The 25,908-nt window shown below is 69.8% G+C and carries 26 protein-coding genes; 15 read left to right on the top strand and 11 right to left on the bottom strand.

Annotated features, from left to right (window positions below; genetic code table 11):
- Window positions 1-671 precede the first annotated feature (671 nt).
- Both ACZ7L9_RS36555 and ACZ7L9_RS36550 read left to right on the top strand, forming a co-directional pair.
- Window positions 672-839, top strand: a complete 168-nt coding sequence (locus tag ACZ7L9_RS36555; protein WP_471421842.1) for a hypothetical protein — start codon at window positions 672-674, stop codon at window positions 837-839.
- Between the two features lie 221 nt (window positions 840-1,060).
- A complete protein-coding gene (locus ACZ7L9_RS36550; RefSeq protein ID WP_471421841.1) occupies window positions 1,061-1,189 on the top strand; it encodes a hypothetical protein in 129 nt (42 codons plus the stop codon).
- Between the two features lie 98 nt (window positions 1,190-1,287).
- Here the strand turns inward: ACZ7L9_RS36550 and ACZ7L9_RS36545 are convergent, their stop codons facing one another.
- Entirely contained in the window at window positions 1,288-1,599 is a 312-nt protein-coding gene (locus ACZ7L9_RS36545) for a hypothetical protein (RefSeq protein WP_471421840.1), read from the bottom strand.
- Window positions 1,600-1,953: 354 nt separating this feature from the next.
- Here ACZ7L9_RS36545 and ACZ7L9_RS36540 point away from each other — a divergent pair, with 354 nt between their 5' ends.
- Window positions 1,954-2,862, top strand: a complete 909-nt coding sequence (locus tag ACZ7L9_RS36540) for an aminoglycoside phosphotransferase family protein (protein ID WP_471421839.1) — start codon at window positions 1,954-1,956, stop codon at window positions 2,860-2,862.
- 210 nt (window positions 2,863-3,072) lie between these two features.
- A complete protein-coding gene (locus ACZ7L9_RS36535; RefSeq protein ID WP_471421838.1) occupies window positions 3,073-3,285 on the top strand; it encodes a hypothetical protein in 213 nt (70 codons plus the stop codon).
- A gap of 93 nt (window positions 3,286-3,378) precedes the next feature.
- Here ACZ7L9_RS36535 and ACZ7L9_RS36530 read toward each other — a convergent pair whose 3' ends face one another.
- A complete protein-coding gene (locus tag ACZ7L9_RS36530; RefSeq protein WP_471421837.1) occupies window positions 3,379-4,365 on the bottom strand; it encodes an XRE family transcriptional regulator in 987 nt (328 codons plus the stop codon).
- 98 nt (window positions 4,366-4,463) lie between these two features.
- Here ACZ7L9_RS36530 and ACZ7L9_RS36525 point away from each other — a divergent pair, with 98 nt between their 5' ends.
- The 5 genes from ACZ7L9_RS36525 to ACZ7L9_RS36505 are packed head-to-tail and all read left to right on the top strand — an operon-like array spanning window position 4,464 to window position 6,414.
- The gene (locus ACZ7L9_RS36525) at window positions 4,464-4,661 is read left to right on the top strand and encodes a hypothetical protein (RefSeq protein ID WP_471421836.1); all 198 of its coding nucleotides are present in this window, start codon (window positions 4,464-4,466) and stop codon (window positions 4,659-4,661) included.
- Window positions 4,658-5,872: an enoyl-[acyl-carrier-protein] reductase FabV gene (gene fabV / locus ACZ7L9_RS36520; RefSeq protein ID WP_471421835.1), complete on the top strand. Its 1,215-nt coding sequence runs from the start codon at window positions 4,658-4,660 to the stop codon at window positions 5,870-5,872. Before ACZ7L9_RS36525 ends, fabV begins: the two co-directional genes overlap by 4 nt.
- Window positions 5,873-5,890: 18 nt before the next feature.
- On the top strand, window positions 5,891-6,025 hold the full coding sequence (locus ACZ7L9_RS36515) for a hypothetical protein (RefSeq protein ID WP_471421834.1): 135 nt from the start codon (window positions 5,891-5,893) through the stop codon (window positions 6,023-6,025).
- Window positions 6,026-6,208 (top strand): hypothetical protein, encoded by a 183-nt coding sequence (locus ACZ7L9_RS36510; protein ID WP_471421833.1) that lies wholly within the window; start codon window positions 6,026-6,028, stop codon window positions 6,206-6,208.
- The gene (locus ACZ7L9_RS36505; RefSeq protein ID WP_471421832.1) at window positions 6,208-6,414 is read left to right on the top strand and encodes a hypothetical protein; all 207 of its coding nucleotides are present in this window, start codon (window positions 6,208-6,210) and stop codon (window positions 6,412-6,414) included. The genes ACZ7L9_RS36510 and ACZ7L9_RS36505 overlap by 1 nt, the downstream gene beginning before the upstream one ends.
- Window positions 6,415-6,659: 245 nt before the next feature.
- On the opposite strand, the gene ACZ7L9_RS36500 is transcribed toward ACZ7L9_RS36505, so the two are convergent.
- The 4 genes from ACZ7L9_RS36500 to ACZ7L9_RS36485 all read right to left on the bottom strand — a co-directional run bounded on the left by ACZ7L9_RS36500 (window position 6,660) and on the right by ACZ7L9_RS36485 (window position 15,166).
- The gene (locus ACZ7L9_RS36500) at window positions 6,660-9,017 is read right to left on the bottom strand and encodes a serine/threonine-protein kinase (protein WP_471421831.1); all 2,358 of its coding nucleotides are present in this window, start codon (window positions 9,015-9,017) and stop codon (window positions 6,660-6,662) included.
- Between the two features lie 215 nt (window positions 9,018-9,232).
- Window positions 9,233-10,273 (bottom strand): LacI family DNA-binding transcriptional regulator, encoded by a 1,041-nt coding sequence (locus ACZ7L9_RS36495; protein ID WP_471421830.1) that lies wholly within the window; start codon window positions 10,271-10,273, stop codon window positions 9,233-9,235.
- Window positions 10,274-10,651: 378 nt separating this feature from the next.
- The gene (locus ACZ7L9_RS36490) at window positions 10,652-12,532 is read right to left on the bottom strand and encodes an MFS transporter (RefSeq protein WP_471421829.1); all 1,881 of its coding nucleotides are present in this window, start codon (window positions 12,530-12,532) and stop codon (window positions 10,652-10,654) included.
- A gap of 180 nt (window positions 12,533-12,712) precedes the next feature.
- A complete protein-coding gene (locus ACZ7L9_RS36485) occupies window positions 12,713-15,166 on the bottom strand; it encodes a D-alanyl-D-alanine carboxypeptidase (protein ID WP_471421828.1) in 2,454 nt (817 codons plus the stop codon).
- 164 nt (window positions 15,167-15,330) lie between these two features.
- On the opposite strand from ACZ7L9_RS36485, the gene ACZ7L9_RS36480 reads away from it, so the two are divergent.
- The 3 genes from ACZ7L9_RS36480 (at window position 15,331) to ACZ7L9_RS36470 (ending at window position 17,564) form a co-directional block, all read left to right on the top strand.
- Window positions 15,331-16,053 carry a GOLPH3/VPS74 family protein gene (locus ACZ7L9_RS36480; protein WP_384452953.1) on the top strand — a complete coding sequence of 241 codons (723 nt, stop codon included), beginning with the start codon at window positions 15,331-15,333 and terminating at the stop codon, window positions 16,051-16,053.
- A 210-nt stretch (window positions 16,054-16,263) separates the two neighbouring features.
- Window positions 16,264-17,133 (top strand): helix-turn-helix domain-containing protein, encoded by an 870-nt coding sequence (locus tag ACZ7L9_RS36475; RefSeq protein WP_471421827.1) that lies wholly within the window; start codon window positions 16,264-16,266, stop codon window positions 17,131-17,133.
- Between the two features lie 224 nt (window positions 17,134-17,357).
- Window positions 17,358-17,564, top strand: a complete 207-nt coding sequence (locus tag ACZ7L9_RS36470; protein ID WP_471421826.1) for a DUF397 domain-containing protein — start codon at window positions 17,358-17,360, stop codon at window positions 17,562-17,564.
- A 126-nt stretch (window positions 17,565-17,690) separates the two neighbouring features.
- Here ACZ7L9_RS36470 and ACZ7L9_RS36465 read toward each other — a convergent pair whose 3' ends face one another.
- Window positions 17,691-18,530, bottom strand: coding sequence for a hypothetical protein (locus ACZ7L9_RS36465; protein ID WP_471421825.1), 840 nt, complete (start codon window positions 18,528-18,530; stop codon window positions 17,691-17,693).
- 80 nt (window positions 18,531-18,610) lie between these two features.
- On the opposite strand from ACZ7L9_RS36465, the gene ACZ7L9_RS36460 reads away from it, so the two are divergent.
- On the top strand, window positions 18,611-19,393 hold the full coding sequence (locus ACZ7L9_RS36460; RefSeq protein ID WP_471421824.1) for an SDR family oxidoreductase: 783 nt from the start codon (window positions 18,611-18,613) through the stop codon (window positions 19,391-19,393).
- Between the two features lie 210 nt (window positions 19,394-19,603).
- Here the strand turns inward: ACZ7L9_RS36460 and ACZ7L9_RS36455 are convergent, their stop codons facing one another.
- The 3 genes from ACZ7L9_RS36455 to ACZ7L9_RS36445 form a co-directional block, all read right to left on the bottom strand.
- Window positions 19,604-20,719: an ADP-ribosylglycohydrolase family protein gene (locus ACZ7L9_RS36455; RefSeq protein ID WP_471421823.1), complete on the bottom strand. Its 1,116-nt coding sequence runs from the start codon at window positions 20,717-20,719 to the stop codon at window positions 19,604-19,606.
- Between the two features lie 213 nt (window positions 20,720-20,932).
- Window positions 20,933-23,515 carry a bifunctional FO biosynthesis protein CofGH gene (locus ACZ7L9_RS36450; RefSeq protein ID WP_471421822.1) on the bottom strand — a complete coding sequence of 861 codons (2,583 nt, stop codon included), beginning with the start codon at window positions 23,513-23,515 and terminating at the stop codon, window positions 20,933-20,935.
- Window positions 23,516-23,622: 107 nt separating this feature from the next.
- Window positions 23,623-23,988 carry a helix-turn-helix domain-containing protein gene (locus ACZ7L9_RS36445; protein WP_471421821.1) on the bottom strand — a complete coding sequence of 122 codons (366 nt, stop codon included), beginning with the start codon at window positions 23,986-23,988 and terminating at the stop codon, window positions 23,623-23,625.
- Between the two features lie 1,038 nt (window positions 23,989-25,026).
- Between ACZ7L9_RS36445 and ACZ7L9_RS36440 the strand changes: the two genes are divergently transcribed.
- A complete protein-coding gene (locus ACZ7L9_RS36440; protein WP_471421820.1) occupies window positions 25,027-25,224 on the top strand; it encodes a hypothetical protein in 198 nt (65 codons plus the stop codon).
- 56 nt (window positions 25,225-25,280) lie between these two features.
- On the opposite strand, the gene ACZ7L9_RS36435 is transcribed toward ACZ7L9_RS36440, so the two are convergent.
- Entirely contained in the window at window positions 25,281-25,514 is a 234-nt protein-coding gene (locus ACZ7L9_RS36435) for a GntR family transcriptional regulator (protein WP_471421819.1), read from the bottom strand.
- Between the two features lie 77 nt (window positions 25,515-25,591).
- On the opposite strand from ACZ7L9_RS36435, the gene ACZ7L9_RS36430 reads away from it, so the two are divergent.
- On the top strand, window positions 25,592-25,819 hold the full coding sequence (locus ACZ7L9_RS36430) for a hypothetical protein (RefSeq protein ID WP_471421818.1): 228 nt from the start codon (window positions 25,592-25,594) through the stop codon (window positions 25,817-25,819).
- Window positions 25,820-25,908: the final 89 nt, after the last annotated feature.

Below are 25,908 nucleotides of genomic sequence, written 5' to 3'. Positions count from 1 at the left end.
CGGACCCGAGAACCACTACAAGGGCTGCACCCGTATCACCAGCCGAAACGCCGAGAGTTGCGCCGCCAGTCGAACCCCTAACCGAACGGCATTGGCCCTAGTCGGTGACACGCCCCGTCGGACAGGCCCTAGAACGAAGAGACCACCCCGGCCGGATGGGTGGCCTCTTCGTTGTTCCGCACTACGACCCGCCGACGGACACCAGCCGGCTGCCTCGACCCCACACCTTGATGACCGTGCTTCCTGTCGATCACCCCAGCGTCGAGGGAAGCGACGAAGACGAAGGGGACACGATCGGGCTGGACTGCGCTGCGCCCATCACGATCGAGAGAGTCCCCCCACTCCCCTGACATCCACGACTGACACCAACGACGCCGGACGGATGCGTACACCAGCGTCTCTGTCCGGCCGTCGCACCAGTCGACGACAGCCGCCGCAGCGGGCTCGGATCGAACTCCTAAAGCGAGTGCCGTTCATCTGGGGTGGGTGTGGGATTTGAACCCACGGCGACATCGCTGCCACGACGGTTTTCGAGACTGTCGCTCAGGCTTGCGCAGTCCACAAGCCTGCCCGATCCGCGGGCCGGCGTAAGGGGCCGTGATCACTCGCTCCAAGGCTCCCGGCCAGAGTCGCTACGCCGCCCGCGCTGTACAGTCCGGGCCGGGGGTTCGATGACTGACAAAGACGCGGTACCGGGCAGGCTTCTCAGCGCCAGTAGCCGTTTTGCGTGGACACTCGTGGTGATCCTGTTGATCATCCTCGTGGCACTCGCCCTCATGGGCATCCTGAGCCTTTTCGTCCCGCTCTTTGTCATCCTGGGCGGCACCATCGACCATTGATCGAGCCGTAGGTGTTGACGCGGTCAAGCACCGGCGGGAGGGCAAGTGAGCGACGGGGCAGGGTCTGGCCGTGCCACTCTCGTGCCAGAACGGACGGAGACTCACAGGGAACTGCGGCTGCCGGCAGGGACCACAACCAGTAGACGCCGAGGTCGTGGAGCCGGATCGGCGGGAGGCCGATCTCCTCGTACAGCTCGATGAATCGCCGAATCGCCGCATAGATGCGCGTCGAGATGGAGTGGCTGGCCGCCGAGGTCATCACCGGACTCCCCACCGTTCAGGCCCGGGACGAGATCCACGCGTTGCGACGAGGGACTGCGTGCCCCGACCCGGTGGCCAGCGCCCGGTAGTGAGGAGTTGGCCGACTGGTTCGGTTCCCGCTGCTGGGTGTCCGATATCGCGTACCTCGACGCCATCCAGGCACGCGATATCGGGTGGTGCGGATAGGTCAGAGGTAGGCGCGGCCGGGCATGGCTGCTGCTTCCTTGCCGGGGCGCAGTTCGACGAACGCCATGACTGCGGCGACGATGGCCAGGACAACGATGTAGACGCCGACCAGGAAGTCGGCGGTGCCTTCCCTGGTGTCACGCCCGACAACGGCGATGAGGACGATCTCCACGACGCTCGCGGCGGTGAATGCGGCGAACAGCGTCCGGTCGCGGCTGGTTTTGCGGGTGAGCATGAGGTACAGGAACGGGGCGAACGACAGCAGCCCCAGGCTGGCGAGGGGCAGCAGCGCCGCGGTGATCCGTTTGATCATTTACTGCTCCAGATATCCCGGTATTGATCCCGTGATCCTGTCGGCCTCACTGGCCGTGCGCGCAGCATGTCACCGACTCGTGACACTACATGCGGGGCGTGTTCGGGGCGCTGCACGATTATCTGCGTCCACGGCCTCGGTCGAGCGGACCGGCCCGGGGTGCCGCGCTGGACCGAGCGCACGGTGGCGGCGTGGTCCTCCCCTCGACGCTCGCCCTGGCCCAGGCCGTCCCCGTCCTCCCGGACCGGCCCGGCTATTGGTTCGAGCCGAAGTGGGATGGTCCCCCAGACATCCAGACGTGTATCGCGTCGTTAACCACTTGCCCGGTACGACCTCACCGGTGAGGATCAGCGGGTGCCTACAGATGTGTCGGACGGGCGTGCGGGAATCAACGCCGCCCTGGTGAAGCGGTTGATCACCGCTCAGTTCCCTCAATGGAGCCGTCTGCCCGTGGTCCCCGTGGCTGTGGACGGCTGGGACAACCGCACCTACCGCCTCGGTGACGACATGACGGTCCGCCTGCCCACCGCAGTCGGCTACGCCCCTGCGGTCGACAAGGAATGCGGCTGGCTGCCTCGCCTGGCCCCCGCGCTGCCGGTGGCTGTCCCCACCGTCCTGGCCAAGGGAGCCCCCGGCGCGGGATACCCCTACCCCTGGTCCGTGCGCGGCTGGCTGCCCGGCGAGACGGCTTCTCCCGAACGCATCGACGACATGGCTCAGTTCGCCACCAGTGTCGCCGGGTTCATCCTCGCGCTTCAGCGCTGTGACTCCAAGGGCGGTCCTCTCGCCGGGGCGCACAGCGGGTATCGCGGCGCGTCCCCCGCCCACTACGACGACGAGACGCGTCGCTGCATCACCGCCCTGAGCGGCCGGATCGACACCGTGAGGGCCAGCGAGACCTGGCAAGCGGCACTCGAGGCCCAATGGCGTGGAACGCCGGTGTGGTTCCACGGCGACATCGGCGGCAACAACCTGCTTGTCACCGACGGCAAGCTGTCGGCCGTCATCGACTTCGGCACCTCGGGCATCGGCGACCCCGCCTGCGATCTCGTGATCGCCTGGACGATGCTCCGCGGGGAAAGCCGCGAGGCATTCCGGCACACAGTCGGCCAGGATGACGGCACCTGGGCCAGGGCCAGGGGCTGGGCGCTGTGGAAGTCCCTGCTGACGTTGACCCAGTGCTCCGATGCCGGGGACGGGCGAGTCGCCATCCATCTCGATGTGATCGACGCGGTGCTGGCCGACCACGAACGCTTCGCGTAGCCCGGACCGGCGCCGGCGCACTCCCCCACCCAACGCCACCCACCAACAGGTCACTTCGTGTCTCATGAGACACACCGGAGTCTGGAGAACCACGGACACAGGATGGCCCTGGTTCGCACCACGGAGACGGTGACCCTGTACGCCCGCTCGGATGGGGAGCCAGGCGTCGGGTTCACGGGCCCTCGGCCACGGAGACGGAACCTGGCCCTGGTGCTCGGCGATGACGGCAGGCCGCGCCTTTCGGCCCGGCTCGATGCGCGTCTCGCGGCGCGGCTCGGTGCGGTGCTCGCCGACGCTGCGGTGACCGGTCCAACCAGGGCGCGGGGCGGGGAGCAGTACACCGGGCTGAACACTGGCATCGTCGTGGAAGTCCTCGCCGGGACCGGCCGTCATGGAACGCTCACCGTGACCCGGTTGCGCTGACGCACCGAGTGTGGAGCGCCGCCAGGAGCCGCAGTCAGTACGCCGACTGAGGCGCCGGTCAGCAGCCAGGGCACGGATGCCCGCGCCGGTGATTTACGCCTGGGCGCAGTCCCATAGGTCGGTGACTTCCGGGTGGGTGCGGTGAGGGCCGAGCCGTCCGATGGTCGTGCTGGACGGGGCGAGCAGCCCGAGCCCTTCGGTGAGAGCGGCCTCGGCCCGGGCCGGCCGCTGAAGATCCAGCCAGCAACGGCCCGCATCTGCGACCAGGTCAGCGGGTGACATCCACGACACCCAGGCGGGTGCCGTTCCCGGTCGGCTGCGCTCCAGTTCTTGTTCGGCCGAGCGCAGTGCGCGTGCGGTCCCCGTGTCGTCACCGAGTAGGGCCAGGGCGCGGGCGCGGCGTACGTCCAGGAGTGAGCGGGCGGAGTGGGAGTCGGTGCGGCTGCGAGCGTGTTCCAGAACGTCCACCGCGGTACCCGGGTGCCGGAGCCAGGTGGCGGAGTACGCGAGGTCGGAGAGGACACCGGCGCCGAGGTCACGGTCGTCGGCGGCGTGTGCGGCGTGGAAGGCCGCCGTCCAGTGGCGTTGGCAGGCGCCGTGCTCGCCTTGATCGAAGGCCAGCCAGCCGGTGCACTGGGCTGCGGAGGCGGCGACTTGGTGGAGCCGGCGCCCGGTCGGCTCGTCGTATCTCGCGGTGTCGATGAGCCGGGCTGCGGTGGCCAGGAGCGCGTGGACAAGGTGGGTGCACTCCGGGCCCGCCGTGTTGGTCATGGCTCGAACCTCGGTGGTGCGTGTCTCCAGCCACTCCAGGAGAGTGGCGTCGACGCGGCGGCCGTCGAGGGCGCCCGCCAGGCGGTCGGGTTCGACGGTCGCCCACTGCTGCGCGGTGCCGACGAGCGTGGCCGTGGTGAGCGCGAGGAACGCGCGGCGGTCGGGTGGTGCCACCAGTACCTCCGTGAGAGCAGCGCGATTTCCGCTGCGGTCGAAATCGTGGGGTGCGTCGAAAGCTGGTAGCCACCACGGCCAGCCGATCGCGGCCACCTGGGCACGGTCGACGCCGAAGACGTCGGCGAGGAGCATCTGGTAGTCATCGCCCGGTGTGGCGCGGCGGTCCTCCCACTTCCAGACGCGGTCGCGTCCGGATTCGTAGATCAGCCCTCGGGCGCGGGCACGATCGGGTGCTCGACGCGGGGCTGGGCATGGGCAGTCCCGCCCTGCTCGAAGTGGTGGAAACCCTCCAAGGTCGCCTCATCATTACTGTTCCCGATGAGGTGACCGCCCGGGTCCGTACGGTCCGAGACTTGCAGGGCGCGGTAACGGCTCTGGTGGCCGCCGCGCCCGTGGACATGTCGACCGGCAAGGACAACTCCAAATGACCGAACGCATCGTCAGTTCCCGCTCCCGCGGATTCCTGTTCCTCGACTCACACCCGGCCGGCTGTGCCCGGCTCGTCCAGGACATGTGGCAGGCCGTCCCCGAACCGGTGGCCGGCAGCCGGACGGACGAGGCGCCCGTCGCACTCGTGATCGGCTCGTCCGCCGGGTACGGTCTGGCCGCCACGATCGCGGGACTCGCCGGAGTTGGTATCCGGGGCATCGGGGTGTCCTTCGAGAAGGCGCCTGGCCGCCGCACCGGAACCGCCGGCTGGTACCGGACCGCTACGACGGCTGAACTGGCCGCGAAGCGCGGGCGCGACTTCGTGTTCCTCAACGGTGACGCGTTCTCCGACTCGCTGAAGGACGAGGTCGCCGATCTCCTGGCCGAGCGGTTCGGCGGGAAGCTCGACTACCTCGTCTACTCCGTGGCCGCGCCTCGCCGTACCGATCCGGATAACGGTGTCACGTACGCGTCCGTCCTCAAGCCGATCGGGGAGGCGTACCGCACCAAGACCCTCGTCTTCGATGGCGAGGGGGTCCCCGGGGTCACGACGGTGGAGACCGGGCCGGCCGCAGGTGACGACATCGAGCAGACCGTCGCCGTCATGGGCGGCACGGACTGGGCGCGCTGGGTCGACCACCTTGCCGGGCGTGATCTGCTGGCACAGGGCTTCAAGACCGTTGCCCTGTCCTACATCGGATCGCCGCTGACGGCCGCGATCTACCGACAGGGCACCATCGGTGCGGCCAAAGCCCACTTGGAGCAGACCGCCCGCGACCTGAACGACCGGCTCGCCAAGGAAGTCGACGGCCAGGCCCTGACCTCCGTCAACGGGGCCGCCGTCACACAGTCGAGCACAGCCATCCCCGGCATTGCCCTCTACGTCGGGCTGCTGCGCGGCGTCCTCGACGACGCCATGGTCCCGCCGATCGACCAGCTCACGCAGCTCTGGGACCAACTCACCGGCACCACACGCCTCGACGTCGACGATGAGGGGCGTGTGCGCCTCGACACCTGGGAGCTGACTCCCACCGTCCAGGCCGCTGTCGCCGAACGCTGGCAGACCGCCACCACGGACAACATCAGGACCCTTGCCGCCCTCGACTGGTTCACGACCCAGGTGCGGCAGCTCTACGGCTTCGCCGTGCCCGGCATCGACTACACCGCGCCCGTCGAGACCGATATCCCGTGGCCCCAGCACACCACCTGATACCCCAGGAGGAACACCATGCGCGCACCGCCCGACGACACCCTCGTCCGCTGGCATCAGCGCCTCGAAGAAGACCTCCAGTCCTTCACCGGCATTGGTGACGCCACCCAGCGCATCAGCACCCCGGACGTCCACGAGGCGGCCGCCGCATAGGTGACGCCGCCCAGCAAACGACTGCTCGGCATGGCGTTCCTCCACGCCGCCCACACTCTCACGGTCCACGCCCACCCCGACGTCCTCCACGCCATGGCCGCGCGGCCGGGGTGGTCACGGTCGTGGCTCCTGGTCGTCGAGGAGGGCGGCGGCGAGGTGGCCGAGGCCGCGCGGGGTCACTAGTGGTCACTGTCCTTCCCGCCGGGAGCAGCTACCCACCCATCACCCTGAAGGTCGACGTCTCCTGCGCCGCCGCCGCCAAGGTCATCAACACCGCAACCGTCGGCGGAGGCGGCGACGGCACCGCTACCGCTACCGACCCCACCAAGATCAAGCGCCACAAGCACGGCAAACACCATGAGCGCTGCGAGCGCCACGACCACTGGTAGACCAACCGAGTCGGACCAACGGCGGGGCACGTCCATGTAGGACGTGCCCCGCCGTCAACTATGCGGTGAGGAAGACGAATCGGGTGAGACCATGCGCCAAGCCCACTGCGTGGACGCTGGCGACGGTATTCAGGCGCCCGTTCGAAGGCGGGCTCACCCCGCGCCCGCCGACTTCAGCACCGCCAGCAGCGTACGGGCGGCCCGCACGGTGGGGTGTCCCTCGCCGAGATGGACAGCGGCATCGTTCACCACCTGCTCGGCGTGTGACACTCCGCCTCGGCGGCATGAGCTCGGGTGTGGGCGAGCGTCTCGTAATGGCGTGTGGCAGGCACGGTGGCGTGCTCCGTGACGAGAGCCCGCGCCTGCTCCGACAGCGGTGGCGGATCGATCCTGCCCTCACCGGCTCCGGGAACCAGCGCCTCGGCCACGTCACCGGCCGTCGGCCGCTGATCCGGATCGGGGTGGAGGCACGACCGGACCACCTCCACGAAGTCTCTGGGCAGCCCGGCGAGATCGGGTGTTCCGGCCCGGATGTTGGCGACCACGGACGGCGTGTCCTGGCCCCACGGGCTGCGTCCCAGGGCAAGGCGGGCGAGGACGGTGCCCAGAGAGAACACATCGCTGGCAGGAGTGAAAGTGCGCTGCTCGCGCAGTTGCTCGGGGGAGGCGTACGTGTAGGTGCCCGCGAAGCCGCGCCGCGGCTCGGTGAGCCGTTCGATCTGGGCGATACCGAAGTCGATGACGCGCGGGCCGTCCTCGGCCAGCAGCACGTTGGCCGGCTTGAGATCGAGGTGCACGATGCCCTCGGCGTGGATGGCGCTCAGGGCGACGGCGATGCCCGCCCCCAGCGTGCGCACCAAGTCGACTTCCAGCCGTCCGCAGCGCTCGACGAGTTCCTGCAACGAAGGGGCTGCCACGTACGGCACCGCCATCCACGGGGTCGAACCGTCGGTGTCCGCGCCGATCACCGGCACGGTGAACCGCCCACCGACCCGCTGGGCCGCCCGCACCTCGTGGGCAAAGCCCCGCTTGATCGAGGGGGTCGCCGCGAGGTGCGCGTGCAGCGTCTTGACCGCGACCATCAGCCCGTCGGGGTCCTGGCACAGGTAGACACGCCCGAAGCCGCCCTCGCCGACGCACTCCAGCACCTCGTACGTGCCGAAGACCGGTGGCTGGTCCACCCCGGCGGTGGGCCGTGCCCGCTTCATCTCCCGCCACGTCCCGATGGCCGCGGCCTGCGCGTGCACCGCGATCCGGCCGCCCGCAGCCCCCGCGGACATCCGCTTCCGCGCGTCCTGTTCATCCGTCGCGGGCTGCTCGTCCTTCACCACGACGACCCGCACCGTCGCCGGTTCGCCCTCCCGGAAGATGTACGCCTCGATCCGCACGTTCTCGTCACTCAGGCAGGATGCGTAGACACCCGGCAGCCCCAACCGCTCGCACACGGAGACCTCTTCGGGGGTCGGCCGCAGGTCGCCGCGGGCGAAGCAGAGGGCCGTCGCGTCATACCCCTGCCGAGACAGGTCCCGCAGCACGGCCGCCCACTGCTCCGCGGTCCATTCGCGCCATGTCACGTCGTCCGCACCGTCGTTCACGACCGCGAGGCAGGTCGCGTGCGATGCGCCGGCCTCGCGTGCCAGCACCGCGCATGCCGTCTCCGCCGCGGCCTGCACCGCCTCGCCCAACAGCGTCGCGGTCTGTTCCGCGATGCGGAGCACCGTGTGCCGTGCCATCCGGGCAAGCTCGTCGCGCTGCCCGCGGAGGATGTCGTACTCCGGCGAACCCGGCCCCTGGCCCTGAAGCTCCATGCACGCGAGCACCTTCCCGAAACAGTCGGCAGCCGTCGCGTGGTCCTCCGCGCTCACCGCCGCCTTCGCCTGCGCGACGCGCGCGGAGAGGGTATGGGAGCTGCCCGCCCCGTAGAGCTGCTCGCACCGCGCGGCTATCTGCCCGTACATCCGGCCCGCGCGCTGGAAGTCTCCTGCGGCTTCGACCGCGGCGGCCGTCGCACGGAGGTCCTGCAGCCCGTCGTGGCCACCCTCGTTGCCGAACGGCAGCCCGCCGGCGACCTCGGCGTAGCGCTGACGGGCGATGTTGACGAGCTGGTGACCGGGGCCGAGCTCCTGTTGGGCGGTCTGCAACATCCGGGAGAAAGCGCGCAGCGCGGCCGCGTTGTCGCCGCTCTTCTGCTGCCAGTAACCCACCTCGCACAGCAGGGTGAGCGCCGTCTCGGTGCGGTGTTCCCGCTCGGCGGACCGGAACATGCCTTCGTAGCGGCGAACGGCCTCCTCGGGACGACCCGACCGACCGTGCCAGTGAGCCAGTTGATGCCGGGCCAGTTCGGTGTCCTGATGGCGCGGTCCTTGTATCCGCTCGCGGTCGGCGAACAGTCGGGTGAACAGTCTTAATGCGGCTTCCGGTTGTCCGGACTCACCGGTCCAGTGGGCCAGTTGGTGCCGCAGCGCCAATGTGTCGGTGTCCTGCGGTCCCAGGACGCGTTCCGCTTGCGCGACCAGTGCCGCGTAGCGTTCGGCAGCCTCCCCTGCGCTGCCCTGTCGGCCGGTCAGCTCAGCCGTTCTGCTGCCCTCCCGCAGCGATGCCACGAACTCCTCGCGGGGAAGCGCACAGGGATCCGATGTCGCCTCGCGCCGCCTGCAGAACCGCTTCACCAAGCCACCCCATTGCCATAGCCGGACGCGTGTCGAGTGACCAGTATGCTCTACCCAATCGTTTGCGCCAATCGTTTGGGCAACGGCGCCTACTGGGCTCGGCCGGAGCCGAACTGACGGATGATCGGGGCGGCTTTACGTTTTCTCGCTCACCGCAGACTCGGCCCGATCGGCGTGCCCGTGGAGGCCCGCACCACGAGATCGGGCCTGAGTACCTCCGAGGCGACGGGCTCGCCCGCGATACGGCGGAGCAGCAGCCGTACGGCGCGTCTGCCCTGCTCGGCCATGGGGGAATGGACGCTGGTGAGCGGGACGGGCAGTTCGGCGGCGAGGGGGGTGTCGTTGAACCCGGCGAGCGCGAGGTCTTCACCCAGACGCAGGCCCAGGTCGCGCGCGGCGCCGATGGTGCCGATCGCCGCGAGGTCGTTGACGGCGAAGATCGCGGTCGGCCGGTCGGACCCGCTCAGCAGCTCGACGGCGGCCCGGTGCCCGCCGGCCGTGTCGAAGCGGCAGTGCCGCACCCGGTGGGCGGACAGGGGCAGGCCGGCCTCGCGGTAGCGGTCGGTGAAGCCGGTGGTGCGGTCGGTGCCGGTGCTGGCGAAGGGTTCACCGGCGATGACGGCCACCTGGCGGTGGCCCAGTGCCAGGAAGTGCTCGGCCACGAGTCGCCCGCCCAGGTGGTCGTCGCAGGTGACCGCCGGGTGGCCGGTGTCGGTGCGGCGGTTGACGAGCACGAAGGGCGTGCCGTCCAGAGCCGGGTCGGCCAGCGCGGCCCCGTCCAGGTGTGCGTCGCCGATGATGAGACCGTCCACACGGCGCCCCAGGACCATTGCGATCCGCTCGCGCTGGGTGGCGGGGTCGTCGTGGGTGTTGGTGACGAAGGTGGAGAGCCCCCGCATGGTCGCCTCCTCCTCCACACCCTCGTAAATAGTGGCAACCACGATCTCCGACAGCCGAGGGAAGAGCACTCCGACCAGGTTGCTGCGCCGGGTGCGCAGGCTGGTGGCGTGCGGGTTGGGCCGGTAGCCGAGTTCGTCGGCCAGCTCGCGGATTCGTCGCGCTGTCTCGCCCGACGCCGCGCGGCCCTTCTCCCCGGACGGGCCGTTGAGGACTCGGGAGACCGTCGAGACGTGCAGCCCGAGCTGCTCCGCGATCCCGCGCAGTGTCACCGGACCGCCATCGCCCGCCATACCCATCTCCCACCTCGCCGTTTTTGAACCGCCCCCATTCTCCCCAACGGCGCAGCTCGGCGGAGTCGGCAGCGGTCCCACGGCCAGGCGAAGGGGGCGACCTTCGTCCTCGGTCCGCTTCTGTCCCGCACCGACCTAACCCCGACGACGCCCAGAAGGCCATCACCACCACGCTCACCTGGCTCGGCACCGGCGACCACGCCGCCACCGCAGGGGGCGAGTTCGTGCTGGGCGCGCTGCTCAGGAGGCTTCCGACCGACGAAGTGCCCGCAGAGGCGACGGAGTTCGTCGACGCGTGGCTCAGCGCACAGGTGCCGCCTCGTCCTTACGGGCACAGCGATCGGTCATCCCGGGTGGCTCAGGAGGACGTGCCCGCGCTCAGCGCAGCTCCTCCGGGCACGGCGTGCCGGGAGACAGCTGGTAGGGGGCGGCCAGCCGGTACACGCCCGGCCGCGGCGCGAGCAGTTCCGTCCACTCGTCGCCGTCCTCGTCCTCGTCGACCTTGATCAGGCAGCCGTTGGTGTTGAGATACGTCCGTGGGCCGTTCTCGTCCTCGCGCCGCTTGGACTCCTCGGTCTCCTGCGGCCGCTCGACGCTCTTGCCCTGGTCGTCGACCAGGGCGAGCCAGCGCGAGTACGGGATGCGGATCAGGACCCGGCCGGCGCTCTTCACATGGATGGTGAGCTCGCCCGCACCGGCCCGGTCCACCGTGGCGGGCGGATCGGCCAGCGGTACCGGGCTGTCGACCTCGAAGAGCCGCCAGTTGGCGTCGGACCAGACCAGCTTCAGATACGGCAGCCCGCCGTCGACGAGCTCCGCCTCCTGCACCGCGCCGGTGGAGTCCGGTGTCCCCCGGGGCAGCACCACGTAGTGCACCGCCCAGCGGTCGAGCCACTCGCGATAGCTGGCGCTGTTCAAGGTGTCGTCGTAGAAGAGCGGGTTGCGCTCCATGTCCGCCTGCCGGTTCCAGCCACGGGCCAGATTGACGTACGGCGCGAGCGCGGACGCCTCCCGGTGGCTGCTCGCGGGCACGACCTCGACCCGGCCGCGCTCGGCCCGGACCTCCTGGAGCTCGTTGACCAGCGGGGCCAGCTCACGCGTCCAGGACGCGGCGGGCGCGGTACGGACGATGTCGTCGACGCCCTTGAAGCCGATCCAGAAGTTCAGCCCGGCGAAGGCGAGAACCAGCGCGTACCAGCGCCGGGAGCGTGGCTTGGCGTACGGCAGCGCGGCGAGCAGCACCACACCGGCGAACAGCATCGCCATCCGCGTGATGTTCGAGCCGATCTGTGAGTCGATCACATAGGTCAGCAGCGTCCCGACGCCGTACACGGCGGCCGCGGTACGGACCGTCTTCCAGTCGCGCGGTACGAGGACGAAGACGAGGACCGCGAAGAGGAACGGCAGCGACAGGGTCGCGATCGACATCGGCTGCGTACCGGAGAACGGGAACAGCCACGCCGACAGCGCCACGACCACGACCGGGGCCAGGCCCAGCGCGTACGCGCCGGGGCGCCGCTTGTTCAGGAAGAGCGCGGCGGCGACCACGCCCAGGAACAGACCGGCGACGGGGCTGCTCGCCGTCGCGAGCCCGGCGAGCGGAGCGGCGACTGCCGCCTTCGCCCACCGCTTGTACCGCCATCGGTAGGGCCAGCAGAACACCGCGGCCACCGCGCCCACCGCGAACATCATGCCGAGCCCGAACGTCACCCGCCCGGACAGCGCGTTGCACAGGTACGCGAAGGCCCCGGCGAGCGAGCAGGCGAGCGGATTGCGGACGGCCCGGACCCGGACCAGGATGAGCGCGGTCAGCGCCGCCGACACGGTCCCGGCCACCATCATCGTCGTACGCACGCCGAGCACCGACATCACATACGGCGACACGACGCTGTACGAGACGGGGTGCATGCCCCCGTACCAGGCGAGGTTGTACGCGGTGCCCGGATGCCGGCCGACGAACTCGGCCCAGGCGTCCTGGGCCGCGAGGTCGCCGCCACTGTTCGCGAAGAAGAAGAACCAGAGCACGTGGGTGACCGCGGCGGCCGCCGTCACGATCGTCACCGGGTGCCGCAGCAGCTGCTCGGCACGGGTCCGCCGCGACGGGGCGGTGCGCGGCCCGGGGCCGTCCGGGGCAGGGCCGTCCGGCGCGGACGCGGCTGCCCGCATACCGTCACTGTTGCTGCCGCTACTGCCGCTGCTGCCCTTCATGCCGCTGCTGTCGGCCGTCTCACGGCCGGGCTTCGGCTCCGCAGTGGTCACTACGGCTCTCCCCGTCTCCCCGTATCCGCCGGCCCCGTGCCCCCGTGCCCCATACGCCTGTGAGGACGCCTTCGCAGCATCCTTGAGTTGCTCCGGGACGCTAACACGTACGCAGTCGGGAAGAGGGTGCCGGGACCGGCACCCTCTTCCCGCTACCAGGCCGTTCCGGCCATCGGCCGGTCAGCTGATCCGGGTCAGCTTGTCCGAGAACGTCGGCTCGGCCAGATCGCTCTGCAGCGCGACGGGCACCTTCACCTGACTGGCGCCCTCGCCCACGGTGAGCGTGCCGACGTGGGTGCCGGCCGCCGCCGAGTGCGGGATCGTCTTTCCGTCGTCGGTCAGTTCGATCCTGACCGTGAGACCGGGCCAGCCGACCGCCGTCACGTCCTTGGTCGCGACCACCGGGGTGCTGCCGCCCAGCCGGTCGGAGACGGTGCCGACGACATCGCCCTTCTTGATGACCTTCGCGTTCTCCAGCAGATCCTGCGTCGCGATCATGACGTCCTTGCTGACCGCGTTGACCGTGTCGATGATCGAGGGCTTGTGCTGGCCCAGCACGGCGCCGACGATCAACTGGTCGGTGTCGCCGACCATCTTGTGTGCGGCGAAGAGCAGGTTGCCACCGGCCTTGGTGGTGGAGCCGGTCTTGATGCCGAGCGCGCCGTTGTACGGGACCAGGGTGTTGTAGTTCCGATGGCTCTTGCCCGACGGGTCGGTCCACGACGGCAGCTTGGTGATGTCCATCAGCGCCGGGATCTCCACCAGCTTCTGGCCGAGCTTCACCTGGTCCTCGGCCGAGCTGACCGTCGTCGCGGTGAGGCCGGACGGATCCGTGTAGGTGGTCTTGGTCATGCCGAGCGACTTGGCGGTGTCGTTCATCTTCTTGACGAACGCCTCCTCGGAACCCGCGTCCCAGCGCGCCAGCAACCTCGCGATGTTGTTCGCGGAGGGGATCATGATCGCGGAGAGCGCCTCCTGCTCCGTGAGCGTGTCACCGGCCTTGACGGTGTTGAGCGTCGACTCACCCTCCGAGTCCAGACCGCCGTCCGACTCCGCCTTGGCATCGATCTTGATGGAAGGGCCCTTCTCGCCCTTCTTCAGCGGGTGGTCCTTGAGCACGATGTACGCGGTCATCGCCTTGGCCACGCTGCCGATCGGCACGGCCTTCTGCTCACCGAACGAGTCCACTGTGCCCAGTCCGGTGGCCGCCATGTAGCCCTGGCCCTCGTTGGGCCACGGCAGCGACGGCTTGCTCCCCTTGAAGGTGTACGTCGGCTTCGCCGACATCTGGAGCTCGGGGTCCGGGAGCGGGCGCACCATCTGCACGATCGCAAAGATGATCAGCAGGAGCAGGACCAGTGGAGTCCAGATCTTGACCCGGCGGACGGCGGTGCGGACCGGCGTCTCGGGCGGCGGGGGTGTGTTCGTCAGCTCGGCCAGCAGGTCGAGCGGCGGCTTGGGCGGCATCGGCTGCTGCGTGGTCCGCTCGGCGCCGGCGAGCGAGGGAGCGAAGGGCCGCGTGCCGGGCGCCGCTGCGGGTCCGGCGGCCGGTGCCGGTCGTACGTCGTCCCCGCGCAGGGGTACGAACGTGCTGGTCCGCTCGGTGGCGGACTCGGGCTTCGACTCCGCACCGGGCTTCGAATCCGGCTTGGACCGGGACTTCGACGCGGGCGGCGTGACCTTCAGCGCGGTCGTGGGCTGGTCGACCTTGGCTGCCGCCGGCGCCCTGAAGACGGCGGTCGGCTGATCGATTCCGCGCTTGTCCTTGGCATTGTCGGCCTTGCCCGCTTCGTCCGCCTTGCCTGCGTCGTCCGCGTCAGCGCGGCCCTTGGCGTCGGCTTCGGCGGCTTTCGCTTCCCCGGCGGCAGGGGTCTCCTCATGCGCCCCCGAATCCCGGGCCTCGTCGGAGGCGTCGTCGCCGGACGGCTCGTCCGCACCGTCGCGCTCCGCCGCGGCGTCGGTGTCCGTGCCGACCGCGTCATCCGTGCTGCCCGCGTCGGACGCAGCCGCGCGCTCGGACACGTTCGGGCTCTCGTCGCTCTCGGCGTCGCCCTTCGACACCCATGCCGCGACCGCCGCACGCAGCCGCGCGTCGCCCTCCTCGGGGGCTTCGGCATCGGCGGGCTCGGCGCCATCCGCGTCCTCGGAGCCCGCGGAGTCCTCCGACTTCTCGGGGGACTCGACGGACTCCTCGGCCGGTTCCTCGGCGGGCTCTTCGGCCGACTTCCCGTCGGTCCCAGAGGCCTCAGGCGCCTTCTCCGGGCCCTCAGCAGCCTTCTCGGCCCCCTCGGAGTCCTCGGAGCTCTCAACCGCCGAGGAGCCCTCCCGGGCCGCGGAGTCGCCAGAGTTCGAGGAGTCGTCGCCCCGGCCACCCTCCTCGCCGGTTTCGCTGCCCTCGCCGTCGCCGTCGCCGGACGATCCCGACCTCCATCCCGCCCCCGGCCCCGTGCGGAATACGGCCGTCGCCGTGTCCGTACCCCCGCCGGCCCCGGCCTCCGCCGCGGCGGAGGGTTCGTGGAAGACGGCAAGCCGTGGATCACTCTCGCTCCGAGCCGTCCCCGACGGCTTCTGCTGCTTCGACTTGTCGGGGGACTCGCCCGCCACCGATGCCTCCTCCATGCGGCGCGGGGACATCCCCGCGCTGTCCGAACCATCTACCAGTGTCCCGTGTGAACCACTGACCCGGCTGCTAGACGAGAACGACATACCTACTGGTTCCCGTACATAGCGCCCAGGCACCCTCGACAGACCAATGTGAGAGGGGTCACCCTGTCATTCATCCACGCGGGGAGGCATGGATGGGCAGGAGCCGCAGAACAATTCCGGAGGAGCTTCTGCTGCTCGCTCTGGACCCGGCCACGGGTACCACAGCGCAGCCGCAGTCGCTCGACCTCGGCCTCGCCGGAGCTCAGCTAGTGGAGCTGGCTCTGGCAGGACGGATAGCCCCTGACGGGGATCGTATCGCCGTGGTGATGCCACGGCCGACAGGAGATCCGACTCTGGACTCCGCACTGGAACTGCTGCGCCGACGCGGCAGCCCGGTTCGGGCGGTCCACTGGATCGGCGGACCCCGGCTGGGGCTGCGCCAGATCTACCTCGCTCATCTGGAGCGGTGCGGCATGGTGCATGCCGTGGCGGGCCAGATGTGCGGAGTGCTGCCGACGACTCGCTACCAGGCGACGGAGACGGCAATCAGTCGGGACATCAGAGCCAGGCTGGACAGTGCGATCCGCACCGGCGTACCGCCGGACCCGCGGACCGCGGCGCTCGCCGCGCTGGCCCACGCGGTCGGACTCGGCAAGCACCTGTACCCCGGGAACGAGGGGCGTTCATCACGCTCCAGGCTCCGGGACCTGATCAGACACGACCCGATGGGCGGACTCGTGGCGCATGCCGTGATGGACGTCCAGAACGGGGCGGTCGCACAGCCGCGCCGTAACCAGGCAGCCGGAATGCCGTTGCAACCGCAAGTCCAGTCGCAGTCACGCCGCGGCAGCATGGCGCACACCGCGGTCCACTAGGAGCTCACACGCACCGCAGCACCAACCGAATACCGCCGCACCGTCGTCCCCAAGACCCGGTTCGGGAGCCGCACCAAGCGCGGGGCAGCCGGAATCACGGCTGCCCCGCGCGTGCTTGCGTGTGACCATTTCCCAGCGCGGCCGGGGTCGGAGGTGGCAATCTGCTCAGCAGTAGATACGCACAGCTACATAGCCGGAGGTGCCGTTTCCGTGCCGTCCAACGTCAATCCCACCGTCAGGCGACGCCGGTTGGGCCAGGAATTGCGCCGACTGCGCGAACTCAAGGGCATGACGGCCGAGGAGGTCGCGGAGCGACTACTGGTCTCGCAGTCGAAGATCAGCCGCCTCGAAAACGGCCGCCGCTCCATCAGCCAGCGCGATGTACGTGACCTCTGCGGGGTGTACGAGGTCGAGGATCACCGGATCGTCGAATCACTCATGCAGATGGCCAAGGATTCGCGCCAGCAGGGCTGGTGGCACGCCTTCGGCGACATTCCGTACAGCGTCTACATCGGCCTGGAGACCGATGCCGAGTCGCTGCGGGTGTACGAACCCCAGGTGGTCCCGGGCCTGTTGCAGACCCGAGGTTACGCCGAGGCGCTGATCAACGGCGCACTGCCGGAGGCGCCGCCGAGCGAGATCGACAAGCGCGTCAGCGTCCGGGCCCGCCGCCAGGACCGCATCACGGCCCTGGAGCATCCGCTGCGGCTGTGGGCGGTGATCGACGAGTCCGCGCTGCGTCGGATGGTCGGCGGCAAGCAGGTGATGATCGAGCAGTTGGAGCAACTGGTCGAACTGTCGCAACTCCCTCATGTCACCGTGCAGGTACTGCCGTTCGACATGGGTGCGCACCCTGGTATCAACGGGCAGTACGCCATTCTCGAATTCCCGGACGCCGCGGACTCCAGCGTCGTCTATCTCGAGGGAGTCACCAGCGATCTCTACCTGGAGAAGGCCAACGACGTGCAGCGGTACAGCGTCATGTACGAGCACCTGCGGGCACAGGCGCTGAATGTCGAGCAGACCCGGCACTTCATCAGCGACATCGCGAAGCAGTACGCCGGGCGCTCGGGCGCGTAAATCAGGACAGCCCGCAAAGTCCGGTATGCGGGAAATGACGTGATGCCACAAGGAGGGGCGGCGGTACGGTACACCGCCGCCCGCCCGCAGCGGAAGGACTGGTGGTATATACCATCCGGTCGAGTGAACGCGCCCTTCACTCAAGAGACTTGGCGAGTAGCGTCGATCACGCCAACCGGAACGCTGTTGGTGTCCTTCACACGACTCTCTGAACCGGAGTGAACATGGCCATTCGTCAGGGTGCTACGGACAAGTGGACGAAGTCCTCGTATTCCGGGGGCAACGGCGCCTGCGTCGAAGTCAGGTCCCCTCTCGCGCAGGCAATCGCCGTACGCGACTCGAAGGCCCCCGAAGGCCCTTCGATCACGTTCGTCCCCGCCGCGTGGAACGCCTTCGTACGCGACGCCGGCAAGGGTGCCGTCGACGCCTGACCGACGCCTTCCCCCGTACCCGTCGCAGCATCGATTCCGGTACTGCCGGTAGCCCTCTCGACCGGTCCGCCGTCCTGGCCGAGGGGGCTCCGTGCCCGGCCGGCGGCTCGATGCCCGACCGGGCGCTCAGCGCAGCCGGTCGACGTGCAGATCGGTGCCGGGCACGGTCGGGATGAACGGCGCCACCAACTCCACCCGCCCCAGACCTGATTCCGCGACCACCGCGTCGAGCCCGGTGAAGTGTCCGGCCCAGCAGTCCCGTGGGTCCTCCTGGAGGAACCACAACAGGGTCAGCCGGGTGTCGACGCCCTCGACCTGCTTCACGTAGCTCATCCGGTCGCCCGGCAACGGCGTGGGACGGAAGACGGTCACCATCGCCGCCGGTGAGCCGCTCAGCCGCTTCGGCAGCTGGCGCGAGCGCAGCCACTCCAGCAACTCGGCCCGCTGCTCCGCCCCTTCGGCGTCGATCACCTGAAGGACCAGCCCGCGGTAGGGGTGGTCGAGCGCATGGAAGTCCCGCGGCCCCGCGGCACCGTCCCGGTAGACCGTCGCCTCGTGGTCCTGGAACGACGTGAACACATGGGTGCGGTCCTGGTAGACCCGGCCGTCCCGGTTCAGCCGCTTGTTGATCCCGACGGTCCACTTCATGTGGTCGTCGTAGCGCCCGTCCGTCACCCAGTACGTGGACAGGTAGCAGCCGGCGCCGACGGGCTGCGCGACCGCGGACTTCTCCGGGTAGCGCAGTTCCCGCAGCTCCCGGGTGGCGACCCAGCGGCGCCCCGCGAACATCCAGGGCATCGCCATCGCGCCCGCGTAGTAGTGGTCGTCCTCGTACCAGCGGTTGTACGCGTACTCGTGGCCCGGATGCGGTTCGACCATGGTGATCAGCGCGTGGCCGGGATGGACTCCGTACGGCCCCAGCGCGGCCAGTTCGGCATAGGTGCCACTCCGTGTCTCGTCACTCATGCCGTTCCCCTTCCGTACTCCGCATCGGCGTCCTACTCTGACGCTCCGTCAGAAGAACTGCCAGAGCCGGGAGGCATCCGATGTTGCTCGCGGGGAAGTCCGTCATCGTGTCCGGCGTGGGCGCCGGGCTCGGGCATCAGGTCGCGGCGACGGTCGTCCGGGACGGCGGCAACGCGGTGCTCGGGGCGCGTACCGCGGCGAATCTCGCCAAGTCGGCCGCCGAGATCGACCCGGAGGGCCGGCACACCGCCCATCTGACCACCGACATCACGGACGAGGCGCAGTGCGAGGCGCTGGCGGCGCTGGCACTGGAGCGGTTCGGGCGGATCGACGCGGTGGTCCATGTCGCCGCCTGGGACAGCTATTTCGGCGGGATCGAGGATGCCGACTTCACCACCTGGCAGTCGGTCGTCGATGTCAATCTGCTCGGCACGCTGCGGATGACCCGCGCCTGCCTGCCCGGCCTCAAGGAGCGGGGCGGCTCGGTGGTCGTCATCGGTACGCAGTCCTCGGTGGCCGCGCCGTCCCAGGTGCGGCAGGCGGCGTACGCGGCGTCGAAGGGGGCGCTCACCTCGGCGATGTACTCCATGGCGCGGGAGTTCGGCCCACACCGGATCCGGGTGAACACGGTGCTGCCCGGCTGGATGTGGGGGCCGCCGGTGCAGGCGTACGTACAGTTCACGGCGCACACCGAGGGCGTGCCGGAGGCCGAGGTCCTCGGCAGGCTCAGCGAGCGCATGGCGCTTCCGGACCTTGCCACGGACGGCGATGTCGCCGACGCCGTCGCGTTCCTGGCCTCTGACCGGGCGCGGGCGATCACCGGGCAGTCCCTGCTGGTCAACGCCGGCGAGCTGATGCGTTAGGTCCTGTCCTGTCGATCTTCGTGGATCAGCCCGGGGCGTTGGGTGCGGTGCATCGCAAGGCGGAGGATCGTCCTCGTACTGCACGTACTCGGGCGACTGACGACAACGCGACGAGGTGCCGTGCCAGGCGTTCCGGGCCCGCGAAGACCGGCAGGACAGGGCCTGGGACCGGTCGGCCCTCCTCCCGACCGACGTTCGGGGCAGCGCGTGTCAGCCGCGCGGGTAGCGGGTCAGCCAGCCCGGCGCGGCGGCCGACGGGCTGTGCAGGGCCGGGCCCTGGGTCATCTCCATGGCGAAGTCGTCTGCGAGTTCGAGGAGGGTTGCCCGCCCCTCCAACTCCGCGAGCCAGGCCGGTGGCAGCGCGGTCTCGCCGTGCAGCGCACCGAGCAGCGCCCCGCACAGGGCCCCGGTGGCCGCGGAAGGGCCGCCGTGGTTGACGGCCAGCCGCAGACCGTGCCGTATGTCCTCGCCTACCAGGGCGCAGTACACGGCGACGGCGAGGACGTCCTCGGCCGAGTCCGTGGCGCCGAGCGACTCGATCAGGGCCGGTCCCGGGATGCCCCGACGCACGGTGCCCAGCGCCCGCTTCAGCGCTTCGGAGACCGGTTCGTGCCCGGGGCGCTCGGCGAGCAGCGCCAGGGCGTGCTGGACGGAACCGTCCAGGGTCTCGCCACGGGCCAGACCGTGCACGATGACGGCGAGGGCACCCGCGGAGAGCAGGGCGGTGGGGTGGCCGTGGGTCTGCGCGGCGCATTCGACGGCCAGTTGGAGGACGAGCTGGGGCTCCCAGCCGACGAGCAGCCCGAACGGCGCGGACCGGGTGAGGGCCGCCGAGTTCCGTGCGGTGGGGTTCTTGGGCTTGTCGAGGGTGCCCATGGTGGTGTCCCCCAGCCCGGTGAGGCATTCCCGGGTGGGGGCGCGGCGGACGTAGAGCCACTCCTGCTGGGCGAGCCAGCCGTTGTCCTCGCGGCGCTCGTCGGGCCCCCAGTCGTGCTGGGTCGCCGCCCAGCGCAGATGGGCCCGGTGCACATCGGTGGGCGGGTGCCAGGCGCCGGTGTCGCGCCGGACCTGGGCGCGGATCAGCCCGTCGACGGTGAACAGGCTGAGCTGGGTGACGGCGGTGACGGTGCCGCGCCCGCCGTGCGCGGGTACGAAGTCGGTGACCGCGTCGACGCCGTGGGCCGCCCGGATCTCTTCGAGCGTGAGCCCGTCGACCCCCGCCCCGAGTGCGTCACCGATGGCCCCGCCCAGCAGCGCGCCCCGCACCCGGCTTCGGAAGTCCTGCTGCTCGGCACGGCCCCAGACAGCTGTGGTCCCTGTGCTCACCGTGCCCCTCCCCCGTCGACCCGTCGACCGCCCGCCTGCCCGCGACTGCGCAGCACTGTAATCGAACCGGAACCGTCGGTTGAGGGCGCGGAACCGAGTACGCGTGGGTATGTGGACGGACGTCCCGCAGGTCGTTTTTGACCGGTGGCAGTCCGGGGCGGCCCGCCCCTGCCCCGGCCCGCCCGGGTGGCGTCCGGGCCGGAGGCATACGGCTCAGTTCGGCAGCACGGGAAGCAGCTCCGGCAGGTGTCCGTCGGACGCCTTCGCTGCCGTCACCCGCTCCTCGGGCACCTCCCCGTACAGCGTCGTACGCGGCTTCGCCGGACGGCCCGCGAGTTCCGCGATGGCGATCAGGTCCTGTACGGAGCGGTACGAGCCGTAACTCGACCCCGCCATCCGGGAGATGGTCTCCTCCATCAGCGTGCCGCCCAGGTCGTTGGCGCCCGAGCGCAGCATCTCGGCCGCGCCCTCCGTACCGAGCTTCACCCAGCTGGTCTGGATGTTGGTGATGTGCGGGTGGAGCAGCAGCCGGGCCATGGCGGTGACGGCCCGGTTGTCGCGGTCGGTCGGGCCGGGGCGGGAGATGCCGGCCAGGTAGACCGGGGCATTGGTGTGGATGAACGGGAGGGTGACGAACTCCGTGAAGCCGCCGGTCTCCTGCTGGAGCCGGGCCAGGGTCCGCAGGTGGCCGAGCCAGTGGCGGGGCTGGTCGACATGGCCGTACATCATCGTGGAGGAGGAGCGCAGGCCCACCTCGTGGGCGGTCCTGATGACCTCCAGCCAGGTCGCCGTCGGCAGTTTGCCCTTGGTGAGGACCCAGCGGACCTCGTCGTCCAGGATCTCGGCCGCCGTGCCGGGGATCGAGCCCAGCCCGGCTTCCTTAGCCGCGATCAGCCAGTCGCGGATGGACATGCCGGTGCGGGTCGCCCCATTGACGACCTCCATCGGCGAGAAGGCGTGCACGTGCATGCCGGGGACGCGTTCCTTCACGGCCCGTGCGATGTCGAAGTACGCGGTGCCGGGCAGGTCCGGGTGGATGCCGCCCTGCATGCAGACCTCGACCGCGCCGACGTCCCATGCCTGGGCGGCGCGGTCGGCGACCTGGTCCAGGGAGAGGGTGTACGCGTCGGCGTCGGTGCGCCGCTGGGCGAAGGCGCAGAAACGGCAGCCGGTGTAGCAGACGTTGGTGAAGTTGATGTTCCTGGTGACGATGTACGTGACGTCGTCACCGACCACGTCACGGCGCAGCGTGTCCGCGATCCGGCACAGTTCGTCGAGCGCCGGGCCGTCCGCGTGGAGCAGGGCGAGCGCCTGGTCGTCGGTCAGCTTCGTCGGGTCGTCGGCCGCCTGGCTCAGCGCCTGGCGCACATCGGTGTCGATGCGAGAGGGGACCATGCCGGGAGCGGCGGCCTCGCGCAGCGCCTCCCAGTCCCCGTACACCTCGTCGAAGTCCTCGCGGCGGTCGCCGGTGCGGCCCTCCGTGTCGATGGTGCGGTGCAGGTCGGTGCGGCCACTGGCGCCGAACTCCTCGTCGGGTTCCTGCCAGGGCAGGCCGGCGGGGATCGCACCTTCGCGGGCCAGTCCCGTCTCCGGGTCGGCGAGGGCGCGGACGTGCGGGAGGAGGCGGGGGTCGAGCCAGGGCTCGCCGCGCTTGACGAAATCGGGGTGGATGGTGAGGCGTTCGCGGAGCGTGAAGCCCGCCTCGGCGGTCTTCGCGGCCAGTTCGTCGATGTGCGGCCAGGGGCGTTCGGGGTTCACGTGGTCGGGGGTGAGCGGGGAGACGCCGCCCCAGTCGTCGATGCCCGCGCCGATGAGCAGCGCGTACTCGGCGTCGACGAGGTTCGGCGGGGCCTGGATGCGCGCGGACGGGCCGAGGATGTGCCGGGCGACGGCGATGGCCGCGGCCAGTTCCTCCAGCTCGGCGTCCGGCATGCCGCGCATCGCCGTGTCCGGCTTGGCGCGGAAGTTCTGGACGATGACTTCCTGGATGCCGTGGTAGGCGCGGGCGGTCTTGCGCAGCGCGAAGAGGGAGTCGGCGCGCTCCTCGTACGATTCGCCGATTCCGATCAGGATTCCGGTGGTGAACGGGACATTGGAGCGGCCCGCGTCTTCGAGCACGCGCAGACGTACGGCCGGTTCCTTGTCCGGGGAGCCGTGGTGCGGGCCGCCCGGTTCGGACCACAGACGGGTGGCGGTCGTCTCCAGCATCATGCCCATGGACGGGGCGACGGGCTTGAGCCGCTGAAGGTCGGTCCAGGTCAGCACGCCCGGGTTGAGGTGCGGGAGGAGGCCGGTCTCCTCCAGGACCCGGATCGCCATGGCGCGTACGTACGCGAGGGTGTCGTCGTACCCCTCGGCCTCCAGCCACTCCCGCGCCTCGGGCCAGCGGTCCTCGGGCCGGTCGCCGAGCGTGAACAGCGCTTCCTTGCAGCCCAGGGCCGCGCCTTCGCGGGCGATGGCCAGCACCTCGTCGGGCGACAGGAACATCCCGTGACCCGCGCGCCGGAGCTTGCCGGGGACGGTGACGAAGGTGCAGTAGTGGCACGTGTCGCGGCAGAGTCGGGTCAGCGGGATGAAGACCTTGCGGGAGTACGTGATGACACCCGGCCGGCCCGCGGCTTCGAGCCCTGCGTCGCGCACCCGGGCGGCCGAGGCGGCGAGATCCGTCAAGTCGTCGCCGCGCGCCTGGAGCAGCACGGCGGCCTCGGTCACATCGAGGGCGACACCGTCGCGGGCGCGCTTGAGGGCCCGCCGCATGGAGTTGGTGGTCGGACGTCCGCGCTGAGGATCGGTCATGGAGCGAGCATACGAGCGGGGCCCGCGTCCCGGACCAGGGAGTCTGCCGCCGGGCATCGGCGCCTCGGGCCGGCCCGCGCCATATGCGTGCCGGGGGGTGAGCTGCGTCAGGCGGCCGAGGAGCGCCCGCCCGTGGCGATCCCGCCAGGTCCGCCGTGCTCGTGCGCGGTGAAGGAGAACGCCGTGTCGCCGTCCAGATCAATGGTGAGCGAAGCATCCAAGGCCTTGGCAAGGCGCGTCAGGAGAGCCAGGGTCGGAATGGAGTCGCCGCCCTCGATGTTGGAGATCTGCGGCTGCGTCATCCCTGCGCGACGGGCCAGCTCGGTCTGCGACAGCCCGAGTTCGGTCCGCCGGTCGTAGACAGCTTGCCCCAACGCGAAGGCATACCCGGCCTCGATGTAGGCGGACGACTCCTCGACTGTCTCCCCCAGAAGCTTTCTGGTCTGCCGTGTCTTCCACCGGGAGTGATCCACGACTATGCCTCCTCGCTCCGGTCGTATGTGTGCGCGGCCGCACCATGCTCCGCTTCGCACAGTACGCGTCATGACGCGGGAGGGAGGCGGGGCTGCCCGGACACCTGGCGCGTGGACGACAAATGACATGCGCGCCGACAGACCCGTCGCCGATGCGGTCGGCGTGGTTGGTCTGCTCGCCAGCGGCCATGCCGACCCACTCAGCCGCCATGGCTTTGAGACGGTCCGGGCTGCCCAGCAGGCCGACCACGTCAGACCAGACGGCGGCCTCGATCGCGTCGGCGTCCACCATGTCGCACGAGCGCACCGGGTCGCCCGGGTACTTCGCGACCTTGCCGGAACAGCGGATGTGCGTGCAGGCATGGGGTTCCCGTCGGAGATCTGGACTGGAGAGCCGCCTATCGCGGGAACCTCATCGCGCCGCCGAAGCGGGGGCCTGACCGGGGGCTGAGCCGCCCGGCTGCACCCAGTGGAGCACGGGATTTCAGCCGGGCGCAATTTGCGGTTTCCGCAAGTAGGAAGGGTGTCGCCGACCCTCTCCGCGGCTGTCACTTCTCGTATTGAGACCAGTAACTCGTCGTGTCGCCGGCGGGAACCGATGCCTCAACATGACGCCCGGCCGTCCGGCGGCCCGGCCGCACCCGCCAGCACGAGCCCTGGGGAGAGCCACCGTGGCCGCCTGGTCACCCAACGCCTCCTGTTTCAGGTACGGTTCTTCGTGCTGCGAGCGGAGTGCCCGACGCCTCCGTGAAGTTGAGTAGCTGGCCGTCCTCAGTTGATGGACCAGCTCGGACTGAGTCGCAGGCAAGGAAATGGGCCGCAGAAAGCCCAGCGATCCCGAGCATGCTTCCTCGGGACGTCGAGCCAGAAGCAAGGCGCAGAGGGCGCAGAGTAAGGCGGTGAAGGCGTCCTAAGTGCGCCCTGGAAAGGCACCGAGAGCCTGACGTCGGCACGGCCTCAGCAGGACCACACGTATACGTGGTGGTCGGGCTGAGAGCTGCGTGCCACAGACTCCGACCGCCAACGGGAAGGTCGGAAGTGAAACTGACTCTCGGTGTCAAGCTGCTCGTGATCGTCATCTGCGTCTTAATCTCGGCCATCGTCGCCATCGTGGCCGCCTGGATCAACCACTCCTCAGGAGCGCCGATCAATGACGCAGTCCTGTCCGGCGGCGGCGCGTTCGCTGGCTGCATGATTCTCTGCCTAGCTGTGTTGTCCACGTTCAGCGTGCTTTGACCGCGCACCGGAGCCCCGGAGAGACGTCTCTCCGGGGCTCCACGCAAGACGGCCTTCTACTTGTCGGCGACGAAGGTGCCCAAGCCCAGCTCGGTGCGCACGACGCCGGTCGTCCGCAGGTGCGACAAAGCCTTCTGCGCTGTCGACGCGGCGATGTTGAACTCGGCGCTCAGCTCAACGATGCCCGGCACGCGGCTGCCCGGCGGATAGGCCCCGTCGGCGACGCGCGCCTCAACGATCGCGGCCACCTGCCGCCAGATCGGACGGCTTCGATCAAGATCCCCAGTCACTCTCTGACCGTAAGAGCACGCCGTTATCCGCGATACCGCGATACCCGCTGGTCAGGGCAACGAGGGGACGGGATGCCATGCACGAGAAGCCGCCGACGATGCTGAGCCACGGGGAGTTGCCGTATCCGCGCGGCACGCTCGTCGAGGACACGATCTCGGAACGCACCGGCCACGTCGGCGTGATCGAGGAGTGCACCAAGGAGGGCGGCAATGTGGTCAGCCGTCAGGCGTTCATGCGCCCCGAAGGTGGTGGCCTTGAGTGGGACGTCCCCCTGGAACGCGTCAAGCCGGTCCCGGAATACTGAACTTGATTGGGTGATGTCGGGCCGTTCGCCTGACAGCGGCTGAGTCGGGTCGGTAGCTGTGGGGTGTGAGATACGCGCAGGGCGGCGGT

This window comes from Streptomyces sp. NPDC111516, assembly GCF_055635345.1.
The sequence above is the reverse complement of the archived record's forward strand: the minus strand, read 5'-3'. Positions and strand labels throughout refer to the sequence as shown.

Excerpts from the sequence above, each read along its gene's own strand:
- ACZ7L9_RS36555 (WP_471421842.1), top strand. The coding sequence starts at position 672 with ATGACTGACAAAGACGCGGTACCGGGCAGGCTTCTCAGCGCCAGTAGC.
- ACZ7L9_RS36550 (WP_471421841.1), top strand. The coding sequence starts at position 1,061 with ATGCGCGTCGAGATGGAGTGGCTGGCCGCCGAGGTCATCACCGGACTC.
- ACZ7L9_RS36545 (WP_471421840.1), bottom strand. The coding sequence starts at position 1,599 with ATGATCAAACGGATCACCGCGGCGCTGCTGCCCCTCGCCAGCCTGGGG.
- ACZ7L9_RS36530 (WP_471421837.1), bottom strand. The coding sequence starts at position 4,365 with ATGCTCCTCGCCGACGTCTTCGGCGTCGACCGTGCCCAGGTGGCCGCG.
- fabV (WP_471421835.1), top strand. The coding sequence starts at position 4,658 with ATGACCGAACGCATCGTCAGTTCCCGCTCCCGCGGATTCCTGTTCCTC.
- ACZ7L9_RS36515 (WP_471421834.1), top strand. The coding sequence starts at position 5,891 with ATGCGCGCACCGCCCGACGACACCCTCGTCCGCTGGCATCAGCGCCTC.
- ACZ7L9_RS36495 (WP_471421830.1), bottom strand. The coding sequence starts at position 10,273 with ATGGCGGGCGATGGCGGTCCGGTGACACTGCGCGGGATCGCGGAGCAG.
- ACZ7L9_RS36485 (WP_471421828.1), bottom strand. The coding sequence starts at position 15,166 with ATGTCCCCGCGCCGCATGGAGGAGGCATCGGTGGCGGGCGAGTCCCCC.
- ACZ7L9_RS36480 (WP_384452953.1), top strand. The coding sequence starts at position 15,331 with ATGGGCAGGAGCCGCAGAACAATTCCGGAGGAGCTTCTGCTGCTCGCT.
- ACZ7L9_RS36470 (WP_471421826.1), top strand. The coding sequence starts at position 17,358 with ATGGCCATTCGTCAGGGTGCTACGGACAAGTGGACGAAGTCCTCGTAT.
- ACZ7L9_RS36465 (WP_471421825.1), bottom strand. The coding sequence starts at position 18,530 with ATGAGTGACGAGACACGGAGTGGCACCTATGCCGAACTGGCCGCGCTG.
- ACZ7L9_RS36460 (WP_471421824.1), top strand. The coding sequence starts at position 18,611 with ATGTTGCTCGCGGGGAAGTCCGTCATCGTGTCCGGCGTGGGCGCCGGG.
- ACZ7L9_RS36450 (WP_471421822.1), bottom strand. The coding sequence starts at position 23,515 with ATGACCGATCCTCAGCGCGGACGTCCGACCACCAACTCCATGCGGCGG.
- ACZ7L9_RS36430 (WP_471421818.1), top strand. The coding sequence starts at position 25,592 with ATGCACGAGAAGCCGCCGACGATGCTGAGCCACGGGGAGTTGCCGTAT.